Raw genomic sequence first — 19,984 nt, 5'->3', positions numbered from 1 at the left:
CGCCCAGCGTAGCCCGCTGTTCTTCAGTGTTTGTGACCGAAGGCTGGAGAGACCACCCCCGCTGCGGTGAATCGTCCGGGGATTGACTCAACGTCCGGTGAAGGATCCTTCACCGGACGCGGGCTAGAGGTCAGCAGCGGTGCCGGGCGAAGTGAGGATCGTGCCGTCCGAGACCAGTGCCACGCGGATGGATGCAGCGTGGAGTTCGATTGTGCCGAGGCCTCCTTCAACGGTGTAGTGGTCCCCTCGATGATGAGTGAGTCGATATTGCCGTAGTCAACTGAGCCGTCAGGGTCACGCGAAGGCCGGGAACTGAGCTGACCCGTCCAGGTCAAATCTGTTACACCATCGAACACCAGCACCCCCTTGCGGTAGCAGTATTGCTCTCCGGGGCGTGCCGAGGCATAAGAGGGGTGTTCCTCGGTCAGTACGAACTCCGCGGTGATGACAAGCTGCCCTCGACTTGCATTGATGTCCAATACCCAGCTGTCTTCCAGGTAGAAGCCCCTAAGAACATCATGCTCAAAGTACTTTCCCAACGTCGGCCTCCCTACCCGCCATGTCCGATGAATCGCGTGGCCCGGTCAACTGTAGCGCTGGGTGCCAAGCAGACATAAGTAAGGCGATCCCTTATCGTGCGCCGGGGATTACTGGCCGGTCGATTCGAGTGCCCGAGGTTTTGCAGCACATCCCTTTCGAATCTCTTGCGAGGGGCAAGGGAGCTAGACTGCCGATCATGTTGTTGGAAACGGGTGAGACCCGGGTCGTCAGAGAGTCTAAGACATCAGTGTTGAAGCTCGGACAGGAAGACAAACCGGACGGACAAGGAGTTGGGCGACGCCTGCTGTGGCAGGGTGCCGACCCTGCGTTTGAGCTCTCGTGGTGGTGTGGAACCTGCCCGCTGCTGTTCAAACGCCTGGAAGGGGCAACAGAGACGCTGTCTCTTCCAGAAATGCAGCAGACCCTGAACTCTGGTATTGACAAAATCGAGGACAGCGTACTTGACGCATTCACAGCGATTCTGCCAGAGGGTTCGTACGTGCCCCTACTCCTGCACGTGCAGCCCGAATTGGTGTATCCAGGCCGCAAAGGTGATTACTTCAGCGAGGAACAGGTAGATACCTGGGGTATTTCTGGTTTTTGGGGCCTCCCCGAGTATCCGCAAACGCCGTACTACCGGACTTGGCAAGCCCCAGTGAATGCTGAGGCACACGCATTTGAATTCGTCGTTCCGATGGTGCCTCCTAACTGGAACGAATCCAGTCGGGTGGAAGAGTACGCACAGGAACTCCTGAACTCCTCTACCCCAACGGCAGTGGCCTTGTCGATCCTTGATGTTTGTGCACCGGCCGTCGACCGCGGCACGGACTACTACAACCATTGGGGCGTTACACATTTCTTGCTCGATGGCCACCACAAAATGCAGGCCGCAGCTGAAGCGCACCGTCCTTTGCGATTGCTTTCCTTGCTATCCATCGAAGGCGGTCTCGCTCAATCATCGGACGTGGAGCGTCTAATTCAACTCCGGTCCCAAGCACAAGCACCCAGGATTGCCCACGGACCTCGCTGAACATTGCAGTGGTCACTCAACCATTCCCTTTGCAAACTACCCCATGCGCCAAATAGCGCTGTGAAAATACCGCCATTTACCCCTGAAAGTACAGTCATGGCCGCATTCGTTGGATAGTCTCAGCTGGTGACTGACTACCGGCAACATCCCAGCGTCGTGGCACACTGGCGCCATGACTCACTCCAGCCCCTTCCAGAAGCACAGGATGCTGGAGAGACCATATGGTTTGCTGTGCCCCCTGAGCCTGATGCGGAACAGATGTGGGAGGGCCTTCCCGGTCGGCTGGAGAAGGACGGCACAGCGACTGTTCTGGGTATCCCCGCTTACCTCTATGACCTTAATTTTAGTGATCGTGTGAGCGTCATGCGATCGGCGGAGAACGCGCTCGTTGCCACCGGGGTGGAGCACGACGCCCGGAACTTCACCTTCAGAGTCCTGCTGAAATCTGACGACCCCACCGCGTGGCAGCCCCTAGGATCTGAGCTCGCCGAGCGCGGCTGCCTTCTTGATCTCATGTCTCCGCGGTTCTTCGCCATATCTTCCAGCGAGGCCCAGGCGCAGGAAATCGCCGACAGATTGTTCGCATTACAACACGAGGGCATCCTTCATTATGAAACTGGTCGAACTCGGCAGCCGGGATAGGCGCCTCGAGAGCCGGTGCCCGTTCTAGGATCCTCCAACGGGCATAGTCGAGACGTCGACCCCAGACTAAAGATCGATCAATTGGTATGTGCAGCTTGCTGGCCTAATCGCTCATTTCGCAGCCTGACGTCGCGTCCGTCTACGTGGATAATTCGTCGTTATGGATTCACTTCGCGCCGACATCAGCCTCCTGCCAAACAGTGAAGGGGGCCGGAGCGGTGCTATCGACCTGAGCGGTCGTTACACGCCCCATCTGAGAGTCGACGGCGGGGAGTATCTGGGGGTCGCACTCCGAAGCGACACGGCAGTAACCCTTGATCCTGGGGAAAGCGGCCTCGTCACCCTCGACCTGCTCTACGACATTGACTACGGGGCATTGGCCCCCGGAGCGCGCTTCGAGATTCTCGAGGGCAACAGACGGATCGGCGCTGGGGTGGTTCTTTAGTCCATCCCTTACCGGCCACAAGTTATTACCCGGATGATCCAAGCCATTTGCAGAACATGACGATCTGGTGGGAAGCCCTGCGTGCCAGCGTGAAGAGCTACCTCTCAAACTCCGCTTCCTAAACCTGGCCGCTCAGCGTCGGTCTGGAAATCCGCCGACGAGTCGCCCACCGGCGCTGAGCATCTGGATCGACACTCACTGCACAGTCAGTTGATCCACTGCTGCACGGAAGTCGGTATGTACCTGAGAACGCTGAGAAGGGCCCACAGTTTGGCTGGAAAGCGGTACTTGCGTTGTTGATGAACTCACAATTCCCCCGTTTCGTAAGTGTCAACCGAGTGTAGCCAGTCAGAGGCTGAGATAGAGGGTTTCCTTCGAGTTATCGACGAAAGTCACCTCGATAGGGACCCTTTGATCGGAAGAGTTTGTTATTTCGGCACCGGGCAGCCAAAATGCGAACTGACCTTTGGAAACCGTTGCTTCGATCCGTTTTCCCGCTGCGCTGGTGTAAACGATCGCAGTGACATCTGCGCCTACTCGGCCAGCGGCCATGGACAGGGGCTTGTCGGAGATGACACCTGTCCCCAGTTCTGTGGCCCTGACGCCACGGGCCGATAGGGATTCTCCGGGGAATGGTTTTCCTATGGATCCGAATGATCCCTTGTTGAACCATGGAGCCGAGGCATCTGTGGTGCAGGTTGCTTCAAAACCGTCGGCTCCTGTGAGGACCACTGTTGTCCAGGCACCTCGTCGCTCGGCGATCGCGACGTCGGCCGCGGCCAGATCGTCCGCGTACATACCACCGCCGACGCTTTCGCGTGATCGGAGGCAGTCGGAAACAGCGTTATCCCGTTCGGTGCCGCTGAGCTGACCAGGCGCGGCAGTCCACGTTGCAAAGGCGGGGTCTCCCCCCGAAAGTGCCGGAACGATGATGAGGGCGGCGGTTGCTGCGACCGTAGAGCCAGCCAGCGCCAGGGTTTTCCAACGACGGCCTAAGCGTGCCACCGCCGGCAAGACAGAAACGCCGGGGTTCGTTTCAAGAACTTGACGAAGGTCTTTCTCGCGTCGATCCGGATCCGGAGCCGGGCTCTGCTCAGCTGCATCCATGGACAAGAGGAGCTCTGCAATGTGCTGGTTGTTTTTCATGGTGTCGATGCCTTTTCTGAAAGCGTCGTGGTAGGCGTGGCATAAGCGTTGCGCGGGGAATGTTCCAGCAGGAGCCGCAAAGCTCGTCGGGCTCGGGTGAGGCGCAATCGGAAAGCCACCGGGGAGATTCCGACGACAAGAGCTGCTTGGGGCGCGGCCAGGTTTTCAAATACAGAAAGGCCGAGTGTTTCCTGATGGACCTCTGAAAGGAGCGCCCAAGCCCTGCTTAGATCAACCCGGCTGCTGACGAGGTCAGCGTGGGAATCCGATTGCGATTCCATCGACGCTTCAGCCAGACGGACCCCGAGGGCCTGCTGACGCTGTTCACTGCGACGGGCATTCAGCAACAGATTGCGTGCGATTCCAAAGATCCATGCCCGGGCGTCATCCTGGTTCCCCGGTACTTCCTGGAACCGCCGCCAAACGATCAGAAATGTCTCGGCCACGACATCCTCGGCATTCGCCGGATCTGTTCGGCGTTGAACGAATTTCAGGAGGTCGGCGTATGCGGACTCATATAGAAACCGAAAGGCCCGTTGGCTGTCAGCGGCTCTCGATGGGTAGCTCATACCCTGTACCTGTCCGCCACACCCCCAAGTGTGTCGCAACCATGGTGGAATTCTCGATTCGCACGCGCCCGCATACTCCCAACGCCGCGCCAAGGCAACCGTTGTCCCCCGCAAAACCCCGGGGTAGGGTGACCGGACCGTCCAACCACATCATCGTCTGGGAAATTCTGGGAGACACCATGACACATGTGCGACGTCAGTTGGCTGCTGTCACGGCAGCCTTGGCACTGACCGTGACCAGCGGAGCAATGGCCAGTCCAGCCTTCGCCGATCCCCGCCAAACCGACAAAAACCCTACGGTCACGGGCTACGGCGGGGCTGTCAGCACCGTGGATCCTGAAGCCTCGGCGGCGGCCATCGAAGTGCTGCGCAAGGGTGGCAACGCGGCCGACGCGGCCGTGGCCGCAGCGGCCACCCTCGGCGTCACCGAGCCCTACAGCGCCGGCATTGGCGGTGGTGGCTACTTCGTCTACTACGACGCCAAGACCAAGCAGGTTGGCACCATCGACGGCCGTGAAACTGCCCCGACCGGCATCACCAAGGATGCGTTCATCGACCCCGCCACCAAGAAGCCTTACAACTTCACCCCGGAACTGGTAACCAGCGGTGTCTCAGTCGGGGTTCCCGGCACTGCCGCAACATGGGAGCAAGCGCTGAAGCGCTGGGGCACCATGGATTTGGGCGATGCCCTGAAACCGGCCATCAAGGTAGCTACCCGCGGTTTCGTGGTGGACAACACCTTCCGCAAGCAGACACTCGATAACAAGCTCCGCTTCAATGCCTTCACCTCCACGCAGGACCTGTTCCTTCCCGGTGGCGACGCTCCCGCCGTCGGAAGCGTATTCCAGAACCACGATCTCGCGGCGACGTACAAACTGCTCGCCAAAGAGGGCGCTGACGCCTTCTATCGCGGCGCTCTTGCCGAGGAAATCGCCAAAACAGTCCAGGCTCCCCCGAAGACCACGGACACCACGCTTCCCGTCCCGGTTGGCTCAATGACCGCCAAGGACCTGGCGAACTACAAAGTGGTGAACCAGGACGCCACCAAGGTGCAGTACCGGGGGTACGACGTCTACGGCATGGCCCCCTCGAGCAGCGGCGGCACCACAGTGGGCGAAGCGCTGAACATCCTGGAGAACTACAACCTCAAAGACATGCAGCCGGTGGACGCTCTGCATCACTACATCGAGGCCAGTTCCCTCGCTTTCGCTGATCGTGGCGCCTACGTGGGCGATCCCCGCTTCGTCAATGTCCCCACCCAGACCCTGCTCAGTGACGTGTTCGCTAAAGAACGTGCCTGCGAAATCGGCCCGACGGCGGCCAAGAAGCCAGTGGCCCCAGGCAACATAGAAACGTACGACGGCGTGTGCCCGACTTCTGCGGCGCCGCTCGCCGATGAGACGGATACAGAGAACATTTCGACGACCAACATGACTGTCGCCGACAAGTGGGGCAACGTGGTGGAGTACACGCTGACGATCGAACAGACAGGCGGCTCCGGGATTGTTGTGCCCGGCCGTGGTTTCCTGCTCAACAACGAACTGACCGATTTCAGCACGGAATATAAGGCCACTGACCCGAACCGGATCGAGCCAGGCAAGCGTCCGAGGTCGTCGATGTCACCCACGATCATCCTGAAGGACGGCAATCCGTTCCTGGCCCTCGGCTCCCCTGGTGGTTCCACCATCATCACTACGGTCCTGCAAACCATTCTGAACCGGGTGGACCTGGGAATGACGGTATCCGAAGCCCTTGCCGCTCCCCGCGCGGCGCCCAGGAACGGCGCGACGGTGACTTCCGAACCAGCCTTCATCGCCAAGTATGGCGACGGGCTGAAGTCCCTTGGCCACCAACTGGTTCCTGCCGGTGACGGCCTCACATCAGATCCGGAAATAGGTGCCGCAACAGCAATCGAGTTCAACAAGGATGGATCAACAACTGCTGCTGCCGAGCCGGTTCGTCGAGGCGGCGGTTCAGCGATGGTGGTCAAACCCGCGAAGGGGTCTTGAGGTTGGCCCGTGGCTCAAGGACGGCGGTTGTTCTTGAGCTCCCGGCTGAATCTCCACGCCATCACCAGCGAGGCGGCCGCGATGATGACTCCGGAAACCGTGGACCACCACGCCTGCTGGGTGTTGGACACGAAAATGGAGACGGCGTAGGCCGCCAGCACCAACGATAGGAGCAGCCAGACCAGGGGTTTTCGATTCACAATGCATTCCTTAATATGTGGTGATTTTTCAGGCCAGGTCACGCTTCACGAACACCGTGAATGCTGCCGCTGCCACCAGTACAAGCCAGCCTGCGGCTCCGCAGAAAGCCCCCGACGCCGGTATGTTGACAGCCGCTTGTTGAGCCCAGTCGGCGGCCAGCACGGGGAAGAAGAACGTCCCCATTGGGTGTAAGGGGTCGGGCAGCAACCCGGGCAGGGCCACGCTGAGCGGAACCGCAAAGAGGCTGAGCAGGTGGTTCCGAAGGAGGGAGCCAAGGGCGAAGCCCCAGAGTGCCCCCATGGTGGCTGCCCCCGCAAAGGCCAGGACCAGGCTCGGAGAGAGCGTCCCGGCAACCTTGAGAACTGCCGAAGCGAAACCGAAGGCCAAGCCAATAGCGGCCCCAGCAAGGAGGGCGGCCGCCGCCGTCGAGAGCGCACGTCCAAGGAAAGCCGGCCTCCGCTGGAACAGCAAGACCCTGCGGTTAAGGCTGCCCGCCCGGTAGTCGGCGGTGAACGAGAACGACCCGAACACCGCGGAGACGGTCAGCACCAACGAAGTCACCGCTTCCAGGAGGAGCGCAGGCAACCCTGTTGTGTCCGCCCCGGCGTCATGGGTGGCCGCGACAAACAGCATTCCGGTGAGTCCCAGAGCCAGCGCGGCGCTGATGGCCGATCCCTTCCACAACCATGGCCGCCGGAGGTCCGAGAGAAGGGCGGGTCCCAGATTGACCACTACAGTTCCCTCCTCCGAACAACCCACAGCGCCCCTACGCCAGCAATGAGCGTCCAGGCAACGGACATAAGGAGGGCCGCTACGGGCTCCAGCAAACCTTCCATCGGCAGAGACACCACACCCGCCAGAGCCCCGGAAGGAAGCCAGCGCGCAACCTCGGGAGCATTGGCCATCAAGGGCAGCTCAATGGCGAGTGGAATGAGCAAGGTGAGAATCGTCGTCGCGTAGTAATGCTGGATGATCCAACCGAGGGAACATCCCCAAAGCGCACCGAGGCTTGACGCGAGGACAACGGCCCCTAAGGGGCCCAGTGATTCAGGCGCCAGCAACTGCTCCCGGGTAGTCGGCGCCAGGGCGAACACCACGCTGCCGCCCCACACCACGATTCCTGCGAGCGCCGTACCAATTCCAACAGCCAGCGCCGCAACGTACTTGGCCCTGAACACGCTCATCGCACCCGAGGCCACCACACTGCGTCGAATCGTCCCGTAGTACGACTCCCGAGTGACCAAGTAACTCCCGGCAAACGTGGCCACGGGGGCAATGCTGGCAGCGACGGCCCAGAAGATCCCAACGTTGTCCGCGGCCTGGAGCCGATCCGAGTTTTGGGGCCAGCCGAGGAAGTTGGCAACGAACCACGGCACCAAGCCGCTGAAGGCCAGGATGCCCAGGACTGAGTACCCGCTGAAGTACCGGAGGAGTTCCGAACGGAGGCCGCAGGCCAGAGTGTTCATTCGGCCGCCGACCCGAGAATGGTGAAGTACGCGGATTCCAAGCTGCCGCCGCCCATGGCCTTCGCTTCGTCCAGGGACCCGCGGAATAGCGTTCTTTGCTTGAGAATGACTACCTCGTCAGCCACCTGTTCCAGTTCCATGAGTTGGTGACTGGAAACGAGCGCGCTGCCTCCATCGGCAGCGAAATCGCGCAGGAACCATCGGAGCCACTGGATGCCTTCGGGGTCCAGCCCGTTGGCGGGTTCGTCGAGGACAAGCAGCTCGGGGCTGCCGACAAGGGCGGACGCAATCCCGAGGCGTTGCCGCATGCCCAACGAGTAGTCCCGGACCCTCCGGCCTGCGTCGGCGACAAGATCCACCTGATCGAGGACGCGGTCCACGCTTTCGCGGTCAACTCCTGCCGCGAGTTGGCAGATCTGCAGGTGGCGCCGTCCGGTGAGCCCGGGCTCCACATCCATCCCCTCCAGGTACACCCCCACCTTCGTGGCGGGACGACGCAGCGTCCGGTAGTCGGAGCCGAACACCGTCGCCCTGCCGGAGGTCGGTTCCAAGAGCCCGGTCAGGCCAGCGAGCGCAGTACTTTTCCCCGCCCCGTTGGGGCCGATCAGGCCCACGACAGTGCCGGCCCGAACGTCGAACGTCAGGTCCTCGACGGCGAATCTCGAGCCTCGTTTCTTGCTGAAATGATCAAAGCTGGCATGAATCGTCATGATCGCCCTTTCAACGCATCGACGGAATGGGCGGGCCACAACGGCGATGTCGTAACCGAGTCCCACAGCCACTCCCCCAGGCTTGATTGCTGTTGGCTGGTGATTTCAGCACGTCCTGAGATGGAGAGGTTGGTCCCTGATTCCAAGCGCCCTGGGAAGGCGAGGACGGGAAGGCTGTCGCCTTCCAGCGCTACCGGGACCAGCGTGTCCAGCGGTGCCGCGGATTTCGACGGCGGCTGCTCGCCCACAGTGGCCCGCCCCAGGTTCTCGTGAATGATCATTCCCTGCGATTGCAAGGTGACGTGATCCCCCGGTGAGAGCGCATAGGCCGAGCCTTCGAGCGGGACCACGATGCTCAATTGGCCATCGTGATAGGTGTACCCGGCTACCGTCACTGGCCGCACCGGAATGATGGCAAGGAGCAAACAAGCCACCAGGGACCCCAACAGCGCCATGAGGATCCGCCGCCACAGGGCACTTCCGTTTCTGGCCGCTGCGCTGAAAAACCGGTAAACACTCTTGGCGGCCATTCCAAGCAGCAGGCAAAGGACCAGGAGAACAACCAAGTGTCCCGGGTAGCCGAGCTGCAGGAAGATCGGCATGAGTCGCTGGAACCCGACCAGCATGAAGACGATCCCGGAGATGAAACATGCGAGGCCGAACCACGGCAGGAGGCCTTGGCTCCTGAAGGTCGTCTGAGAGCCGAGAACGCGGGAGCTAACGATCTCGCCCAGCGCGTTCAGCGATTTCTTCCGGAGGTGGGGGATGTCCACGGCGGACATCAACGCGACGTAGCCATCCAGTTTGATGAAAGGAAAAAGGTTCAGGACTGCCACCGCGTAGCAGATCAGACCGTACAGGACTGCCGCGTCCTTCACGGATGACTCCGGAAGAAGGGTCTGGAGAGTCAAGGCGATACTGCCAAGCGCAACGTGTACCAAGGGCCCCGCGAGAGCAACCAGTACTCGTTGTTTTCGTGAGCTCAACCGCCACCCGTCTGTAACGTCGCAGAAGAACGCGGGCGACAGGTAGAACAACATGATCCCGATGCGTCGCGGTGTTCCGCCAAAGTAGCTGAGGGCCATCCCGTGCCCCAGCTCATGCAAAAGCGTGGACACGAACATGGCGCCAACAACGTACAAGTACGCCTCAACGGGAAGTGGCGAGGCAAGGACCCGCCACAGTTGCGGCCCCGCCATCGAGGCACCAACCAAGCCTCCGAACAGCAACAACAGAGCAACGATGGCCGCAGCAGGTCGCATCATCGCGGCGACTACCGGTCGAAGTGCCAACAGAAACGGGGCCGGGTTGAACAACGTGAGCTGCAATGTCAGCGGCGCCCGGAACTGGACGCGACGCGCCTCTGCCGGCCGCGCGTCGCCGTCGAACATTCCGGTGGGAGCGAGCTGACGCACAATTCCCATGACATCCGCGGATGTCCACGGCGATCCCAGGCGGACGGCCACCTGCGCCGGATCCTTCTGGCCGTCCACCACTTTAAGGACATGGGCGACGTCGGCAGAGACCCTCGCTTTCGGCACACCGTTCACGGCAACAATCCACGGTCCGCCCTCCTGGAGCGGTTCGTCGATGGAGGCCGTGGGGGCGAGTTGGACCGGCCATTCCACAGTGGTTCCGGCTTTTGCTGCGCGGTTCATATCAAGGGATGCGGGGTAGAGGCCCTACCGGACAGACCTTTGGTTTCGTCCATCGACAAGGGGACCGTACCGGGGCAGATCGCCTTCCCAGCCACCCAGCCCATGTCCCGAATGGCTTGCGGGAGCCGGTGGGTGAGGCTGACCCACAAGGTCGGGATGTCCCTCCCCTCCAAGTGATTTACCAGGGCATCGACGCTGGCTACCGGCTGACAGGCAGGCAGCGGACTCGGCGAGAAGGTGCCGACCCACTGAAGCAACTCACTGAGGGCGGGTTCGGTGGTCCAGAACTCGGCGCGTGATTCGTCGTCGGTGACTGCCAGCACGGGAACAGCAGCCTGGGTGCGGGCAAGGAAGAGTTCCCGTATCTGCAGTCCTTCCTGGAGTGCTCCCCGCAGCGCTGCTATCGGGTCCGGCGAAGCTTTCAACCCGACAGCACCGAAAGGCTTGGGTGCGGAGGGGTTGGTGATGATGCAAACCGCTGTCTCCAAGGGGCTGCCAAGGTGCGGAACGAACGCGAGAGTGGGCTCGATCCCCGCCGCCCGGCTCATGGCGAGAAGCTCCAGGAGGCTCCGATTTTCTGGCGCGTCCTTCAGATCTGCGACGTCGAACAGGTGCAGCGGCGTCTTGGTGTGCCAGCCAGAAAGGAACGCATCCCGCTCCAGAACTTCAGCAATCCCTGCAGCCTGGGCGAAACCCTCGGACGGCCCGGAAGCAGCACCATTCGGTGAAGGATCAAAGAACGCGTCCCACGGATTTGGCTCCGCGAGGCCGGGACCGTAATCCACCAGCGGAGCGGGAACGTACGTCGTCTTCTGCGTGAGGAGGTCAGTAGCTCGGTACCAAGGAAAGTCGAACGCCAAGGCCGACGCGCGGCCCAGCCCGGCCGTGACGAAATCGAGGCGCTGCTCGTCGCTGCCTGGCCGGCCGGTAAGGTGCTGGTCATCGCTGGGCGCGGATACCAAGGCGAAACGCTCCACAGCTTCCCCGGCGCCCCTGGTCAAGGAGGCGCGTTTGTTGACGTCAAAGGCGCCGACGGCGGAGGCGTACCCTGGTTGCGAACCTTGCGCTTGTGCGAGCACCCCCACGGTCCGCCACAAGCCGACGTCGTTTGGCACATACACGGAAGCCTCTGACACCACTCCCGAGGCCGGGTCCAGCGTGCGTACGGGATCCAGGCTCATGCCGCACACACCCACAGCTCAATGTCGTTCAGCCGTGGGCTGCGGGACGCGATCCGAACCGGACGGCGTTCGCGGATAGTGAGCCCCTGGCCCACGATTTCCTCCGCGATGAGGCTGTTGCTGACGAAGGCAACTTCGCTGGCGTAGGCAGAGGACCGGTAGGTGCCGCCCTCGTTGAAGCTGACGTGGATCATGGTGACGTGCCGTGCGCCATTGACGGGGTCACGGCTTTCAGCGGTGATCAGGAATGAGTCCTCCCCGAACGCGGAGATGGTGGTGTCGCCGTCGTCGTCCGACGCTTGGTGGCTGTCAGCGTTCAGGACCGTCAGGAGGAAGACGCCGTCCGGCGTCAGGCAGTCACGGACGCGGCGGAAGAGCTCACGCCGGGTGGACCCATCCAGGAGGGTGATGGAACTGGCACCGAGAACCACGCAACCGTACCCGCCGTCGAGCTCAAAGCGGGACATGTCCGCCTCCACCAAGTCCACCCGAACCTCCCTGGGATTGAAGGCCCGGCTCGCTACCCTCGCCTGAAGCAGTGCGAGCATTTCCGGTGAAGAGTCGACGGCGGTCAGCGGACGTCCCAGCGTGAGGAGGGGCCGGGTGATCCGGCCCGAACCCGACGCCAATTCGAGGATGGGACCGGACGTTTTGCGTGCCGCGGCCAGGATCTCGGGAAGTTCGGTGAGGTCGTTTGCGGTGATCCGGTCGTAGAGGCGGGACCCTGAAGCGCTGTACAAATCCTCGGGCGGATCGAGGTGGCCGAGCACGCGCAGGATGGCGTCGGCAGTCTTGTCGGGAGCGGTTTTCATCAACTGTGTCCTCCGGAAGTTGGTTGGGCCGGGAGCGCACGCGGGTGGCGACGGAACAGAACACCACCCGCGTGCACTGGCTAGGTGGCGGCGATGCCGACGACGATGCCGGCTATGATGATGACGTCACCGACCCGGATGTACCACGGTGTATCGTCCGGGGTGTCGAGGTTCTCGAGCTCTTCGATGGACAGCTGGAGGTTCGAGGTTGCGATCATTGGCTCCTCCTTTCTTTCTGGCGCTTGCCGGTTGTGGACCGGTGCCTGATTAGGTGATGCTGACGGCGATGATGCCGATGGCGACGCCCTGGGTGACTCCGATGAACCAGTTGTTGAAGTCCGGGGTATCCATCGACTCGATCTCCTGGATGGAGAGGTTGAGCTGATCCTGCATGTGTGTTCACCTCCTTTCGGGGGTACTGCGGCTTTGCGTTTCAGCCTTTGGATCGATCAGGTGATCGCCACCGCGATCCCCACCAACGCCAGGCCTGCTGAGATTCCCTTGATGCGCTCGTCCCAGTCGTCCGGGACGTCCATGGGTTCAAGTTCCTGGATGCTGAGGTCCAAGGGCTTGAGTGCTGTGCTGCTGTTCATGTGCTTCACCCCCTCTCCCCTGCCACTCGTAGTTGGCCCACTGGGCTTGGCAAGTCTTGGGTTGCTGCCGCCGCTTCGACAGTTGCTGCTGCTTCGGCGAGCACGTGCTGCACCTGAACGGAGTCAATTCCGCGCATCATGGGCAGCGCTCCGCCCCAGTTCAGGATGCTTGCGTCCGCGGTCCGTGCTTCCGCATCTTTGCTGATGGTGCTGAGCCGGGCGATACCCCAGCGCCACATCAGCTCATCGATGCCGTCGCCCGGGCTGCGGTCAAGCGATGGCTCGACGTCCCTCACCACGGACCACAGCTCGTCGAGCCGGGCTTTGTCGCCCCAGGCTGCGCCGCCGCTGGCGATCTCCCGCCAGATAGGTCCGATCACTGACGCCGTCGCCGTCATCTTCCGCGCCCCGGTGACGTAGGCAAGCTCGTTGGCGACATACCAATGTTTCGCGCCGTAAGGATTGCGTCCCATCAGCGCCCAGCCGGTGTGGGTCTCCATGCTCAGCCGGCCGGCAGCCAGCCTCAGCTCCAGCGAATCGCCCTTGAGCAGGCGTTGCCCCAGCCGAATGATCCGCTGGATGAGGGTGTAGCCGTCGTCGTCGAAGATGTTCGCTGTGCTGCCGATCATGGTTCCGGCAACACGCAGGAATGCTTCCAGGAGGCCCTCGAAGACCAGCGCCGTCGGCAGGGTGGCGAGGTGGCCGGCGTCGAGCATTGCGGTGTCACCCGCCAGATGACGGGAGACAATCAAGCGGCGTCCGACGGCGGTATCCAGGCACGCTACGCCGCTGACTTCCGCGCCGGTCCCCACAGTGGACGGCATCAGGATGGTCTTGGGGCGATCCTTGGTGGTGGCGATTGGAGGCAGGACCAGGAGTCCCGACCGTTTGGAGTGCCGCTCCGCGAAGATGGGCAGGCTCGGGTCAGCTGTGAAAAGGGCGGCGAGCTTTACGGCGTCGAGAACCGAACCACCTCCCAGTCCAACGACCGTCTGGAGTCCGTTCTCGCGAATGAACGTCCCCACCGCACGCGGGGTGCCCACATCGACGGGTCTGGCCGTGAGTTCCAGGACCGGAACACCCTTGAGGTCACCGGCCAGGAGTTTGTTCCTGTGCTGCGGCAGTGCTTTGTCCACCACCAGGCCTGTCCGGCCGCGGGTGATTCCACCGATGTACTTGGGCGACATTCCCGCGCCCAGCACTACGCAGCGTGTCTTCCACAGGTGGTCGGCGATCATGCGAACACTCCGTCGAAGTGTGCTGTGGTGAGGCCAGCTTTGAGGGCGATCCTGAGCTCCTCGAAGTTCTCCTCGGTGTAAACAAGAGCCGGCAAGAGCTGAATCCGGCCTGGTCCGGGCTGCACGATGGCGCCCGCGAGGTGGATGCGTTTGACTACGGCGAGGACTCCCTCGGCTGAGAGGGGCAAGCCGTTGTTGGACAGGAGCTTGAGGCCCCGCATGCAGCCCCGGCCGGAGGAGTTGCCCACGCCCTTGGTGTTCTGGAGTTCAGTGATGAGTGTGTCCAGGCCACGTGAAACGCCTTTGTTGAGGGTCCTGAAGTCGAGCCGCCGCATTTCATCGATGGTGCCCAGGATCGCGGCGCACGTTGCCGGGGTTCCTGCCTGGGTCTCCCCATGGACGAACACGGCCTCGTTCTGGTCAAAGGTTTCGGTGACCCGTTGGCTGATGAGCAATGCAGCGCATGCGCTGGTGCCGTTGGTCAGGCCTTTGGATGTGATGATGACGTCCGGCTGCTCCGCCCAGTCATCGGACGCGAACCAGCCGCCCACCCGGCCGAATCCGGTGGCAACCTCGTCCGCCACCAGGAGGAAGCCGTGCTGCTTTCTGTGCTTCATGACTTCTTGCAGGAAGTCGTCCGGAACTGCTTCCGCGCCCGATCCGAGGACCGGTTCCACAATGACGGCTGCGATCCTGTGACCTTCGCGGTTCATCAGTTGGGTCAGTTCCTTGCCGTCGTCATCGAACGCTATGTGGCGGATGTTCCGCTGATCCACGGCGTACATGGCCTGACCGAGTTCGTCACCGCTGAGAGCCTGGCTCCCGTACGTGAGCCCGTGGTAGCTGCCCTTGAGTCCGACAATGAGTTTCCGCTCCGGCTGTCCTTCGAGGACGAAGTACTGGCGGGCGAGCTTCATCGCGGCGTCGTTGGCAGCGCCGCCGGAGGTGGAAAACACGACACGATGAAAGGCGTGCTTTGGCAGGCCCAGGAGGGCTGTGGAGGCATCGATGGCTTGGCGATGGGCCGAACGGAAGAGCGGCAAATACGACGCTGCTTGGAGTTCCGTACTGATGTTCGCGGCAATGTGCTGGTTGCCGTAGCCCAGGTTGGCATTCCAGAGTCCGCTCTTGGCACACAGCCTCCGCCGCCCATCCTCAAAGGTGACGTGAACGCCGTCGGCCTTCACTGCAGTAAAGCTGTCCGCAGCGAAATCATGCTGGGTGGTGAGAGGAACCCACAGCGGCAACTGTGTGCGAGGTGTGGGGAGGATGGGTACAACGGTCATCGGTTCGCACCAATGACGTCGATGCCAAGCTGCTCAAAGCGTGCCAGGACAGCTCGTGCGGATTCCTCAACGATCGAGACCGATACTTTGAGCTGCGGCGCTGTCCTGATGGCCGCTGCTTTGACATCCCGCAGGTTGGAGACGGCCTCGATGATCACGGCTGCATCCGGTCCAAGTTTGAAGAGACGGCCCGTCTTGGTGTCCAAAAGGGTGTGGTCCAGGCCCCTTGTGAGGATGAAGGGAGCCTGTGGTGACGGAAGGTGGTCGCTTGGTGCTGCACCGTAAAGGCTCGTGCCAAATCCCACCAGCTTGGTCGTGGGGCGCTCGTCGCGAGGAATGAACTTCCACGCGTCCAAGGCGGCCAAGTAGCGGGGTATCCAAGGTTTGGCAGCCAAGGAATCCTGGATGTCCCACGGGTAGTAAACAGCGGCCACCGCCGACTCCGGACGGAGCATGATGGCCCGTATCTTGAGATCCGCCAGGTGATCACCCACCTTGCCGATCCTGGTTCCGTATGGTCCGCTGAGGACAGATCCGTCCCGGGCGATGTGAAGCCTGGACAGCAGGAGGCTGTCCTTCTGGGTCCCGGCCAGCAGTCCGCGTTCCGCCAGCACCGCGTTGACCTCGGTCAGTTGCGGGACGAAGTGGCCCGAGCCGCGGGCTTCGTCAGCATCGTCGAAGAAGGCTTGCCAGTCCTCTTTAGTGGTGATCCTGACGACGGTTACGCCCACCAGGTTCACGAACGGGATGGCTATGTAATCCTGGATCTCGAGGCTGAGCGTGCCGTCCACCAGGAGCTCTTCACCGGCGGCGTCGAATGATCCGCTGACCGGGACAATACCGCGGTCATCCTTGTCGCCATTGCAGACGAGGATGGTGGAGCCTTCAGCGGCGAGGGACTTGGCGTAGCCCGTATGCTCGGGATTCTCTACGAAAATGACATGACCCGGAATGCGACCCGGAATGCCGGTGATCCACTGATCCGTGGCGGCGGCAATGCTTTGTTGCTGACTCAGCTTCAATTCCCCAACCCCAATGTTGTCCACGTTTTTCTGGAGCGGCCGCCGTGTTTTACCGCGGGCTCGTTCTTTGAAGGACACTATGGGCGGGCTGGAGGGCCACAGGGCAGTATGCGGGAACTAGGTGGTGAAGAGGCCCGTTTTGGCCGGAATTTAGGGGTACCTAGGTGCTGAATCGAGGGTATCTAGGTGGTGCTGGGTGGAGCGTGGTTCCAGCTGGAGTGGTTTCGCTGGGCGGCGTCGGCGGTCCACGTGGCCTGGGACCTCACGCTGGCGAACCCGGGACCCCACGCTGGCGAACCCCGCAGCCCATTTCGATGGATCGCTGCGCATTAGACGTTGCCAACCATCTAATGCGCAGCGAGCCATCGAATTGGAGCTCTGTTCCACCAGCGGAGTAGCCTGCCATATGGAGTCATTCACGTGGGCCAAAGCCCCTGCAGAAAAGCCGGATAAAACCAAGGTCGCTGTGCTGCTGCCGGGGTCCGGGTATCCAGTGGAAGGCCCGGTCCTGTTTTGGGTCGGGGAAATGCTGGGTTCGCTTGGTTGGCACGTTCAGGCCGTGCGGTGGACTCCCGATGATTCGCCTAATGTTGACCCGCACTCATTTATGGCCCGGGCCGTCGAAAGCGCCTTCGTGTCTTCTCCCGATGCTCATCAGAGGTTGATTGTTGCCAAGTCGTTCAGCACGTTGAGCATTCCTTGGGCGGAAGAACACCACGTCCCCGGTATTTGGTTGACGCCGTTGCTTACGGATTCTCTTGTCCGGAGCACGATCGCGGCGACATCCAAAGAGGACCTTTTTGTTGGCGGCTCGTTGGACAAGCTGTGGGACGGCGGACGGAAATCCGAGCGGTGCGGGACGTTCGTGGAGGTTCCGGGAGCCGATCATTCTTTGCAGATCGCGGACGATTGGCGGGCTTCGCAGACGGCTCAGGGCGAGGTGTTTGAGCGAATCGAAAAATTTGTCTCGTCGCTAACCCTGGTATCAGGAACCGCTTGATTGTTCGTAGGGAATGGCAACAACTTGAACGTCGTCTTCATAAAGGATCGTGCCGGGATCATCTGAGTAGAACGCATCGCAGGGGACGTCGTGCCGGCGCAGAAGATCGGAATAGAAAGCTATTCGGTCTATCAGGTGTGTGGCTGACAGTTTGAACCAAGCCTGTGCGTGCGAGGATGCATAGATTGATGCGTCAGGCGTGGCGTATGCATCGTCGTAGAAGTCATTGGCGCTGCGCCAAAGACCCCTGTCTTCGGGGCTGAGACGGCCTTCCTTCGCCAGCCTGTTCGCTAAGGCGAAGATCCCAAGGTATCGGCCCTTGGGATCAGGCGTAGTCGACTGGTAGCGCACAAAGCGTTGTTCCATGCTGCCTAGCCAACCAGCAGCTTGCAGCTGGACGCAACGAAGCCCCAGCGAGCCTGCATAAAACTGACTCGTCGGGGCTTCGTTGTGAACCCTTACAGAACCGTCGTCCGCGAAAGTGACAGGTTCTTGGTCTCACGGAAGAACAGGACCACAACCACCGCTGACACCAAGGCCATGCCCATCAGGTAGAACGCCGGAGCCAACGGAGTCCCAAAGCCCGCTACCAAGGCGGTTGCCACGAACGGGGCCGTCCCACCGAACAGGACGTAGGCCAGCCTGCGCCTGTTCACCGTGAGGCCATTCTGAGGTCACGATCAGTTCGATGAGGGCAGCAATGGACTCTGCACTTGGCACAAGACCAGGCAATGGTTTAACCCTCCTCGGAGCGTGCCGCCCTCTTCAACTCAGCGATTCGCAGCCGTAAGAAGATAATGGTCAAGACCAAGGCATACACCGCCAGGACGGCAATCGCGATCACAAAAATAACGTATAGAATCCCGATGATTCCAAAGGCCGGACCTAAATTCATTGCTCCCCCAAAGAGTTGTTGGGCCCAATGCTACGCAGACCATCGGCAATTCTCGTGGACGTTGGGAGGTGTGCCAGATTCGCAACCGTGGCCGGGAATGTCCATGACATAGAATCGCGGTGAGGCGAATCTCAAGGCCGAAATTCCGGCATCGCTGTTGGGGGGAGAGCTCAGAATGTTCGGTTCGAAGAAGAAGCTCAACGACCTGATGGAGCAGCTGAGACCGGACTTGAGTCGGGAGTCGCTCGGCGTCGGCACCAATTTCCCGGGCGTCGCCCCGAACCCGGTCCTCAGCGGTGAAGCGCGGAAGCGCAATGCGGAACTGCGCAATGGAACGCTGGCGCTTGGTGTTCTCGTCGACTGGCGGGAGGTCAACAGCAACCCGCGCGTTGTCCTGATGCTCGACGTGGAAACAGCCGACGGTATCTCCTTTCGTGGCATCGCAGACGAAAGCCTAACGATCACCGCTCTCACCCGACTCGCCCCAGGACAGACTTTGCCAGTGCGCTACCGGCCAGCCGTCATGGACCACTACGTTGCACTGGCCACGGACGCGAACCCCGCCGATGTGCAGCACCTCTCTGACTTGATCGCGAGCCGCAAGCGAACCTGACTCAAAGCCGCAAAGGGACGCGGAGGCACGTTGGATGGCGGACTTCCCCGTCTCAAGCCAGCGGCGCCCACACGTTAGTGACCGATAGTGTTATCTCAGCTGGGGACCACCCGGCCGTAAAAGTAGACCCAATGGGGGAACAAATTGAAGAAGTTTGCGCTGCAGAGCGTAGCAATATCGGCGCTGGCAATGATGGCACTGACCGGATGCGGCGGGTCAACAGGCTCGACTGATGCCGCTTCGCCCGAAGCCACGGCGTCGCCGACGCCCACCGCCGCCAAGCAGTACACCAACGACGAGCTCGTTGAACTGGTCAAGCAGATCAAGCCGAAGTCCGGCAAAGAATTGACAGTCGCCTCCAGCGATGAACTCGCCCAGGAGAACCCCATGAAAGCGCTCATGAGCATGTTCACCGTCGAACCCGCTGAGTGCAAGGACCTTGCAACGCTGGGCGGCAGTGAGACCCTCGCCGGTTCAACCACGGCAGCGGGCGCCGATCTGGACGCTACATCAGGGGTCATGACAATGGTGACCCTGACGTCCGGGCTCGATAAGCAGAAGCTACAGGACAGCATCGATAAGAGCGGTGTACAGGCAGAGAAGTGCTCGAAGATGACGCTGTCTATGTCCGGTCAATCGATGAACGTCTCCACTGCAAAGTTCGACGGCATCAACACGGTCCCCGGAACTGTGGCCTACAAGACCGAAATGTCCACAGCCAGCGGCGCGGCACAAACCACCTACATGGCTTACGCCATCAAGGAGGGCGTGCTGATCTCCGCTACGGCGTCCGGCAAGGGCGCTGATGCCAACGGCGTTGCCACGGCCAGCGACCTCATGGAGCAGGCCGCAGCACTGATCAAATAGCAGTCCTGCACGCGCAGGGGCCGTGACCACCGAAGGTCGCGGCCCCTGCGCTCTGGGGATT

25 protein-coding genes are annotated in these 19,984 nt (G+C 61.3%); 7 read left to right on the top strand and 18 right to left on the bottom strand.

The window, feature by feature from the left end; all coding sequences use genetic code 11:
- Window positions 1-23: 23 nt before the first annotated feature.
- On the bottom strand, window positions 24-539 hold the full coding sequence (locus QRM57_RS18400) for a hypothetical protein (protein WP_284987664.1): 516 nt from the start codon (window positions 537-539) through the stop codon (window positions 24-26).
- Window positions 540-736: 197 nt separating this feature from the next.
- On the opposite strand from QRM57_RS18400, the gene QRM57_RS18395 reads away from it, so the two are divergent.
- The 3 genes from QRM57_RS18395 (at window position 737) to QRM57_RS18385 (ending at window position 2,657) form a co-directional block, all read left to right on the top strand.
- A complete protein-coding gene (locus QRM57_RS18395) occupies window positions 737-1,570 on the top strand; it encodes a hypothetical protein (protein WP_284987663.1) in 834 nt (277 codons plus the stop codon).
- Window positions 1,571-1,696: 126 nt separating this feature from the next.
- Window positions 1,697-2,212, top strand: coding sequence for a DUF4265 domain-containing protein (locus tag QRM57_RS18390; protein WP_284987662.1), 516 nt, complete (start codon window positions 1,697-1,699; stop codon window positions 2,210-2,212).
- Window positions 2,213-2,372: 160 nt separating this feature from the next.
- Complete coding sequence (locus QRM57_RS18385; RefSeq protein ID WP_284987661.1) at window positions 2,373-2,657, top strand: hypothetical protein; 285 nt, start codon at window positions 2,373-2,375, stop codon at window positions 2,655-2,657.
- 348 nt (window positions 2,658-3,005) lie between these two features.
- Here the strand turns inward: QRM57_RS18385 and QRM57_RS18380 are convergent, their stop codons facing one another.
- Together QRM57_RS18380 and QRM57_RS18375 are read right to left on the bottom strand one after the other, a co-directional pair.
- Window positions 3,006-3,803 (bottom strand): hypothetical protein, encoded by a 798-nt coding sequence (locus QRM57_RS18380; RefSeq protein WP_284987660.1) that lies wholly within the window; start codon window positions 3,801-3,803, stop codon window positions 3,006-3,008.
- On the bottom strand, window positions 3,800-4,372 hold the full coding sequence (locus QRM57_RS18375) for an RNA polymerase sigma factor (protein WP_284987659.1): 573 nt from the start codon (window positions 4,370-4,372) through the stop codon (window positions 3,800-3,802). The genes QRM57_RS18380 and QRM57_RS18375 overlap by 4 nt, the downstream gene beginning before the upstream one ends.
- Before the next feature lie 179 nt (window positions 4,373-4,551).
- Here QRM57_RS18375 and ggt point away from each other — a divergent pair, with 179 nt between their 5' ends.
- Window positions 4,552-6,381, top strand: coding sequence for a gamma-glutamyltransferase (gene ggt, locus QRM57_RS18370; RefSeq protein ID WP_284987749.1), 1,830 nt, complete (start codon window positions 4,552-4,554; stop codon window positions 6,379-6,381).
- A gap of 14 nt (window positions 6,382-6,395) precedes the next feature.
- On the opposite strand, the gene QRM57_RS18365 is transcribed toward ggt, so the two are convergent.
- The 13 genes from QRM57_RS18365 to mpaB all read right to left on the bottom strand — a co-directional run bounded on the left by QRM57_RS18365 (window position 6,396) and on the right by mpaB (window position 16,572).
- Window positions 6,396-6,581 carry a hypothetical protein gene (locus QRM57_RS18365; protein ID WP_257369601.1) on the bottom strand — a complete coding sequence of 62 codons (186 nt, stop codon included), beginning with the start codon at window positions 6,579-6,581 and terminating at the stop codon, window positions 6,396-6,398.
- Between the two features lie 28 nt (window positions 6,582-6,609).
- Entirely contained in the window at window positions 6,610-7,314 is a 705-nt protein-coding gene (locus QRM57_RS18360; RefSeq protein ID WP_284987658.1) for a hypothetical protein, read from the bottom strand.
- Window positions 7,314-8,048: a hypothetical protein gene (locus tag QRM57_RS18355; RefSeq protein WP_284987657.1), complete on the bottom strand. Its 735-nt coding sequence runs from the start codon at window positions 8,046-8,048 to the stop codon at window positions 7,314-7,316. The genes QRM57_RS18360 and QRM57_RS18355 overlap by 1 nt, the downstream gene beginning before the upstream one ends.
- The gene (locus tag QRM57_RS18350) at window positions 8,045-8,758 is read right to left on the bottom strand and encodes an ABC transporter ATP-binding protein (protein ID WP_284987655.1); all 714 of its coding nucleotides are present in this window, start codon (window positions 8,756-8,758) and stop codon (window positions 8,045-8,047) included. The genes QRM57_RS18355 and QRM57_RS18350 overlap by 4 nt, the downstream gene beginning before the upstream one ends.
- A complete protein-coding gene (mpaP, locus tag QRM57_RS18345) occupies window positions 8,755-10,416 on the bottom strand; it encodes a daptide biosynthesis intramembrane metalloprotease (protein ID WP_284987654.1) in 1,662 nt (553 codons plus the stop codon). The genes QRM57_RS18350 and mpaP overlap by 4 nt, the downstream gene beginning before the upstream one ends.
- Window positions 10,413-11,597, bottom strand: a complete 1,185-nt coding sequence (locus tag QRM57_RS18340; protein WP_284987652.1) for a YcaO-like family protein — start codon at window positions 11,595-11,597, stop codon at window positions 10,413-10,415. The genes mpaP and QRM57_RS18340 overlap by 4 nt, the downstream gene beginning before the upstream one ends.
- Window positions 11,594-12,409: a daptide-type RiPP biosynthesis methyltransferase gene (gene mpaM, locus QRM57_RS18335; RefSeq protein ID WP_284987651.1), complete on the bottom strand. Its 816-nt coding sequence runs from the start codon at window positions 12,407-12,409 to the stop codon at window positions 11,594-11,596. The genes QRM57_RS18340 and mpaM overlap by 4 nt, the downstream gene beginning before the upstream one ends.
- A gap of 80 nt (window positions 12,410-12,489) precedes the next feature.
- The gene (locus tag QRM57_RS18330; RefSeq protein WP_211713282.1) at window positions 12,490-12,627 is read right to left on the bottom strand and encodes a daptide-type RiPP; all 138 of its coding nucleotides are present in this window, start codon (window positions 12,625-12,627) and stop codon (window positions 12,490-12,492) included.
- Between the two features lie 49 nt (window positions 12,628-12,676).
- The gene (locus QRM57_RS18325) at window positions 12,677-12,802 is read right to left on the bottom strand and encodes a daptide-type RiPP (protein WP_284987650.1); all 126 of its coding nucleotides are present in this window, start codon (window positions 12,800-12,802) and stop codon (window positions 12,677-12,679) included.
- Between the two features lie 56 nt (window positions 12,803-12,858).
- The gene (locus QRM57_RS18320; RefSeq protein ID WP_235517646.1) at window positions 12,859-13,002 is read right to left on the bottom strand and encodes a daptide-type RiPP; all 144 of its coding nucleotides are present in this window, start codon (window positions 13,000-13,002) and stop codon (window positions 12,859-12,861) included.
- Between the two features lie 5 nt (window positions 13,003-13,007).
- A complete protein-coding gene (gene mpaC / locus QRM57_RS18315; protein WP_284987648.1) occupies window positions 13,008-14,240 on the bottom strand; it encodes a daptide-type RiPP biosynthesis dehydogenase in 1,233 nt (410 codons plus the stop codon).
- Window positions 14,237-15,526: a daptide-type RiPP biosynthesis aminotransferase gene (gene mpaD / locus QRM57_RS18310; protein ID WP_284987647.1), complete on the bottom strand. Its 1,290-nt coding sequence runs from the start codon at window positions 15,524-15,526 to the stop codon at window positions 14,237-14,239. Before mpaD ends, mpaC begins: the two co-directional genes overlap by 4 nt.
- Window positions 15,523-16,572: a daptide biosynthesis RiPP recognition protein gene (gene mpaB, locus QRM57_RS18305; protein WP_284987646.1), complete on the bottom strand. Its 1,050-nt coding sequence runs from the start codon at window positions 16,570-16,572 to the stop codon at window positions 15,523-15,525. The genes mpaD and mpaB overlap by 4 nt, the downstream gene beginning before the upstream one ends.
- A gap of 382 nt (window positions 16,573-16,954) precedes the next feature.
- On the opposite strand from mpaB, the gene QRM57_RS18300 reads away from it, so the two are divergent.
- Complete coding sequence (locus QRM57_RS18300) at window positions 16,955-17,548, top strand: hypothetical protein (protein ID WP_284987645.1); 594 nt, start codon at window positions 16,955-16,957, stop codon at window positions 17,546-17,548.
- Here QRM57_RS18300 and QRM57_RS18295 read toward each other — a convergent pair.
- Complete coding sequence (locus QRM57_RS18295) at window positions 17,534-17,914, bottom strand: hypothetical protein (protein WP_284987644.1); 381 nt, start codon at window positions 17,912-17,914, stop codon at window positions 17,534-17,536. The genes QRM57_RS18300 and QRM57_RS18295 overlap by 15 nt on opposite strands.
- A 92-nt stretch (window positions 17,915-18,006) precedes the next feature.
- Window positions 18,007-18,204, bottom strand: a complete 198-nt coding sequence (locus QRM57_RS18290) for a hypothetical protein (RefSeq protein WP_284987643.1) — start codon at window positions 18,202-18,204, stop codon at window positions 18,007-18,009.
- Window positions 18,205-18,618: 414 nt separating this feature from the next.
- On the opposite strand from QRM57_RS18290, the gene QRM57_RS18285 reads away from it, so the two are divergent.
- A complete protein-coding gene (locus QRM57_RS18285) occupies window positions 18,619-19,056 on the top strand; it encodes a hypothetical protein (RefSeq protein ID WP_284987641.1) in 438 nt (145 codons plus the stop codon).
- Between the two features lie 144 nt (window positions 19,057-19,200).
- The gene (locus QRM57_RS18280) at window positions 19,201-19,923 is read left to right on the top strand and encodes a hypothetical protein (protein WP_284987639.1); all 723 of its coding nucleotides are present in this window, start codon (window positions 19,201-19,203) and stop codon (window positions 19,921-19,923) included.
- Window positions 19,924-19,984: the final 61 nt, after the last annotated feature.

It is taken from the genome of Arthrobacter sp. fls2-241-R2A-172 (assembly GCF_030208885.1).
GTDB lineage: Bacteria > Actinomycetota > Actinomycetes > Actinomycetales > Micrococcaceae > Arthrobacter.
This window is presented reverse-complemented; position numbering and strand designations above follow the sequence as displayed.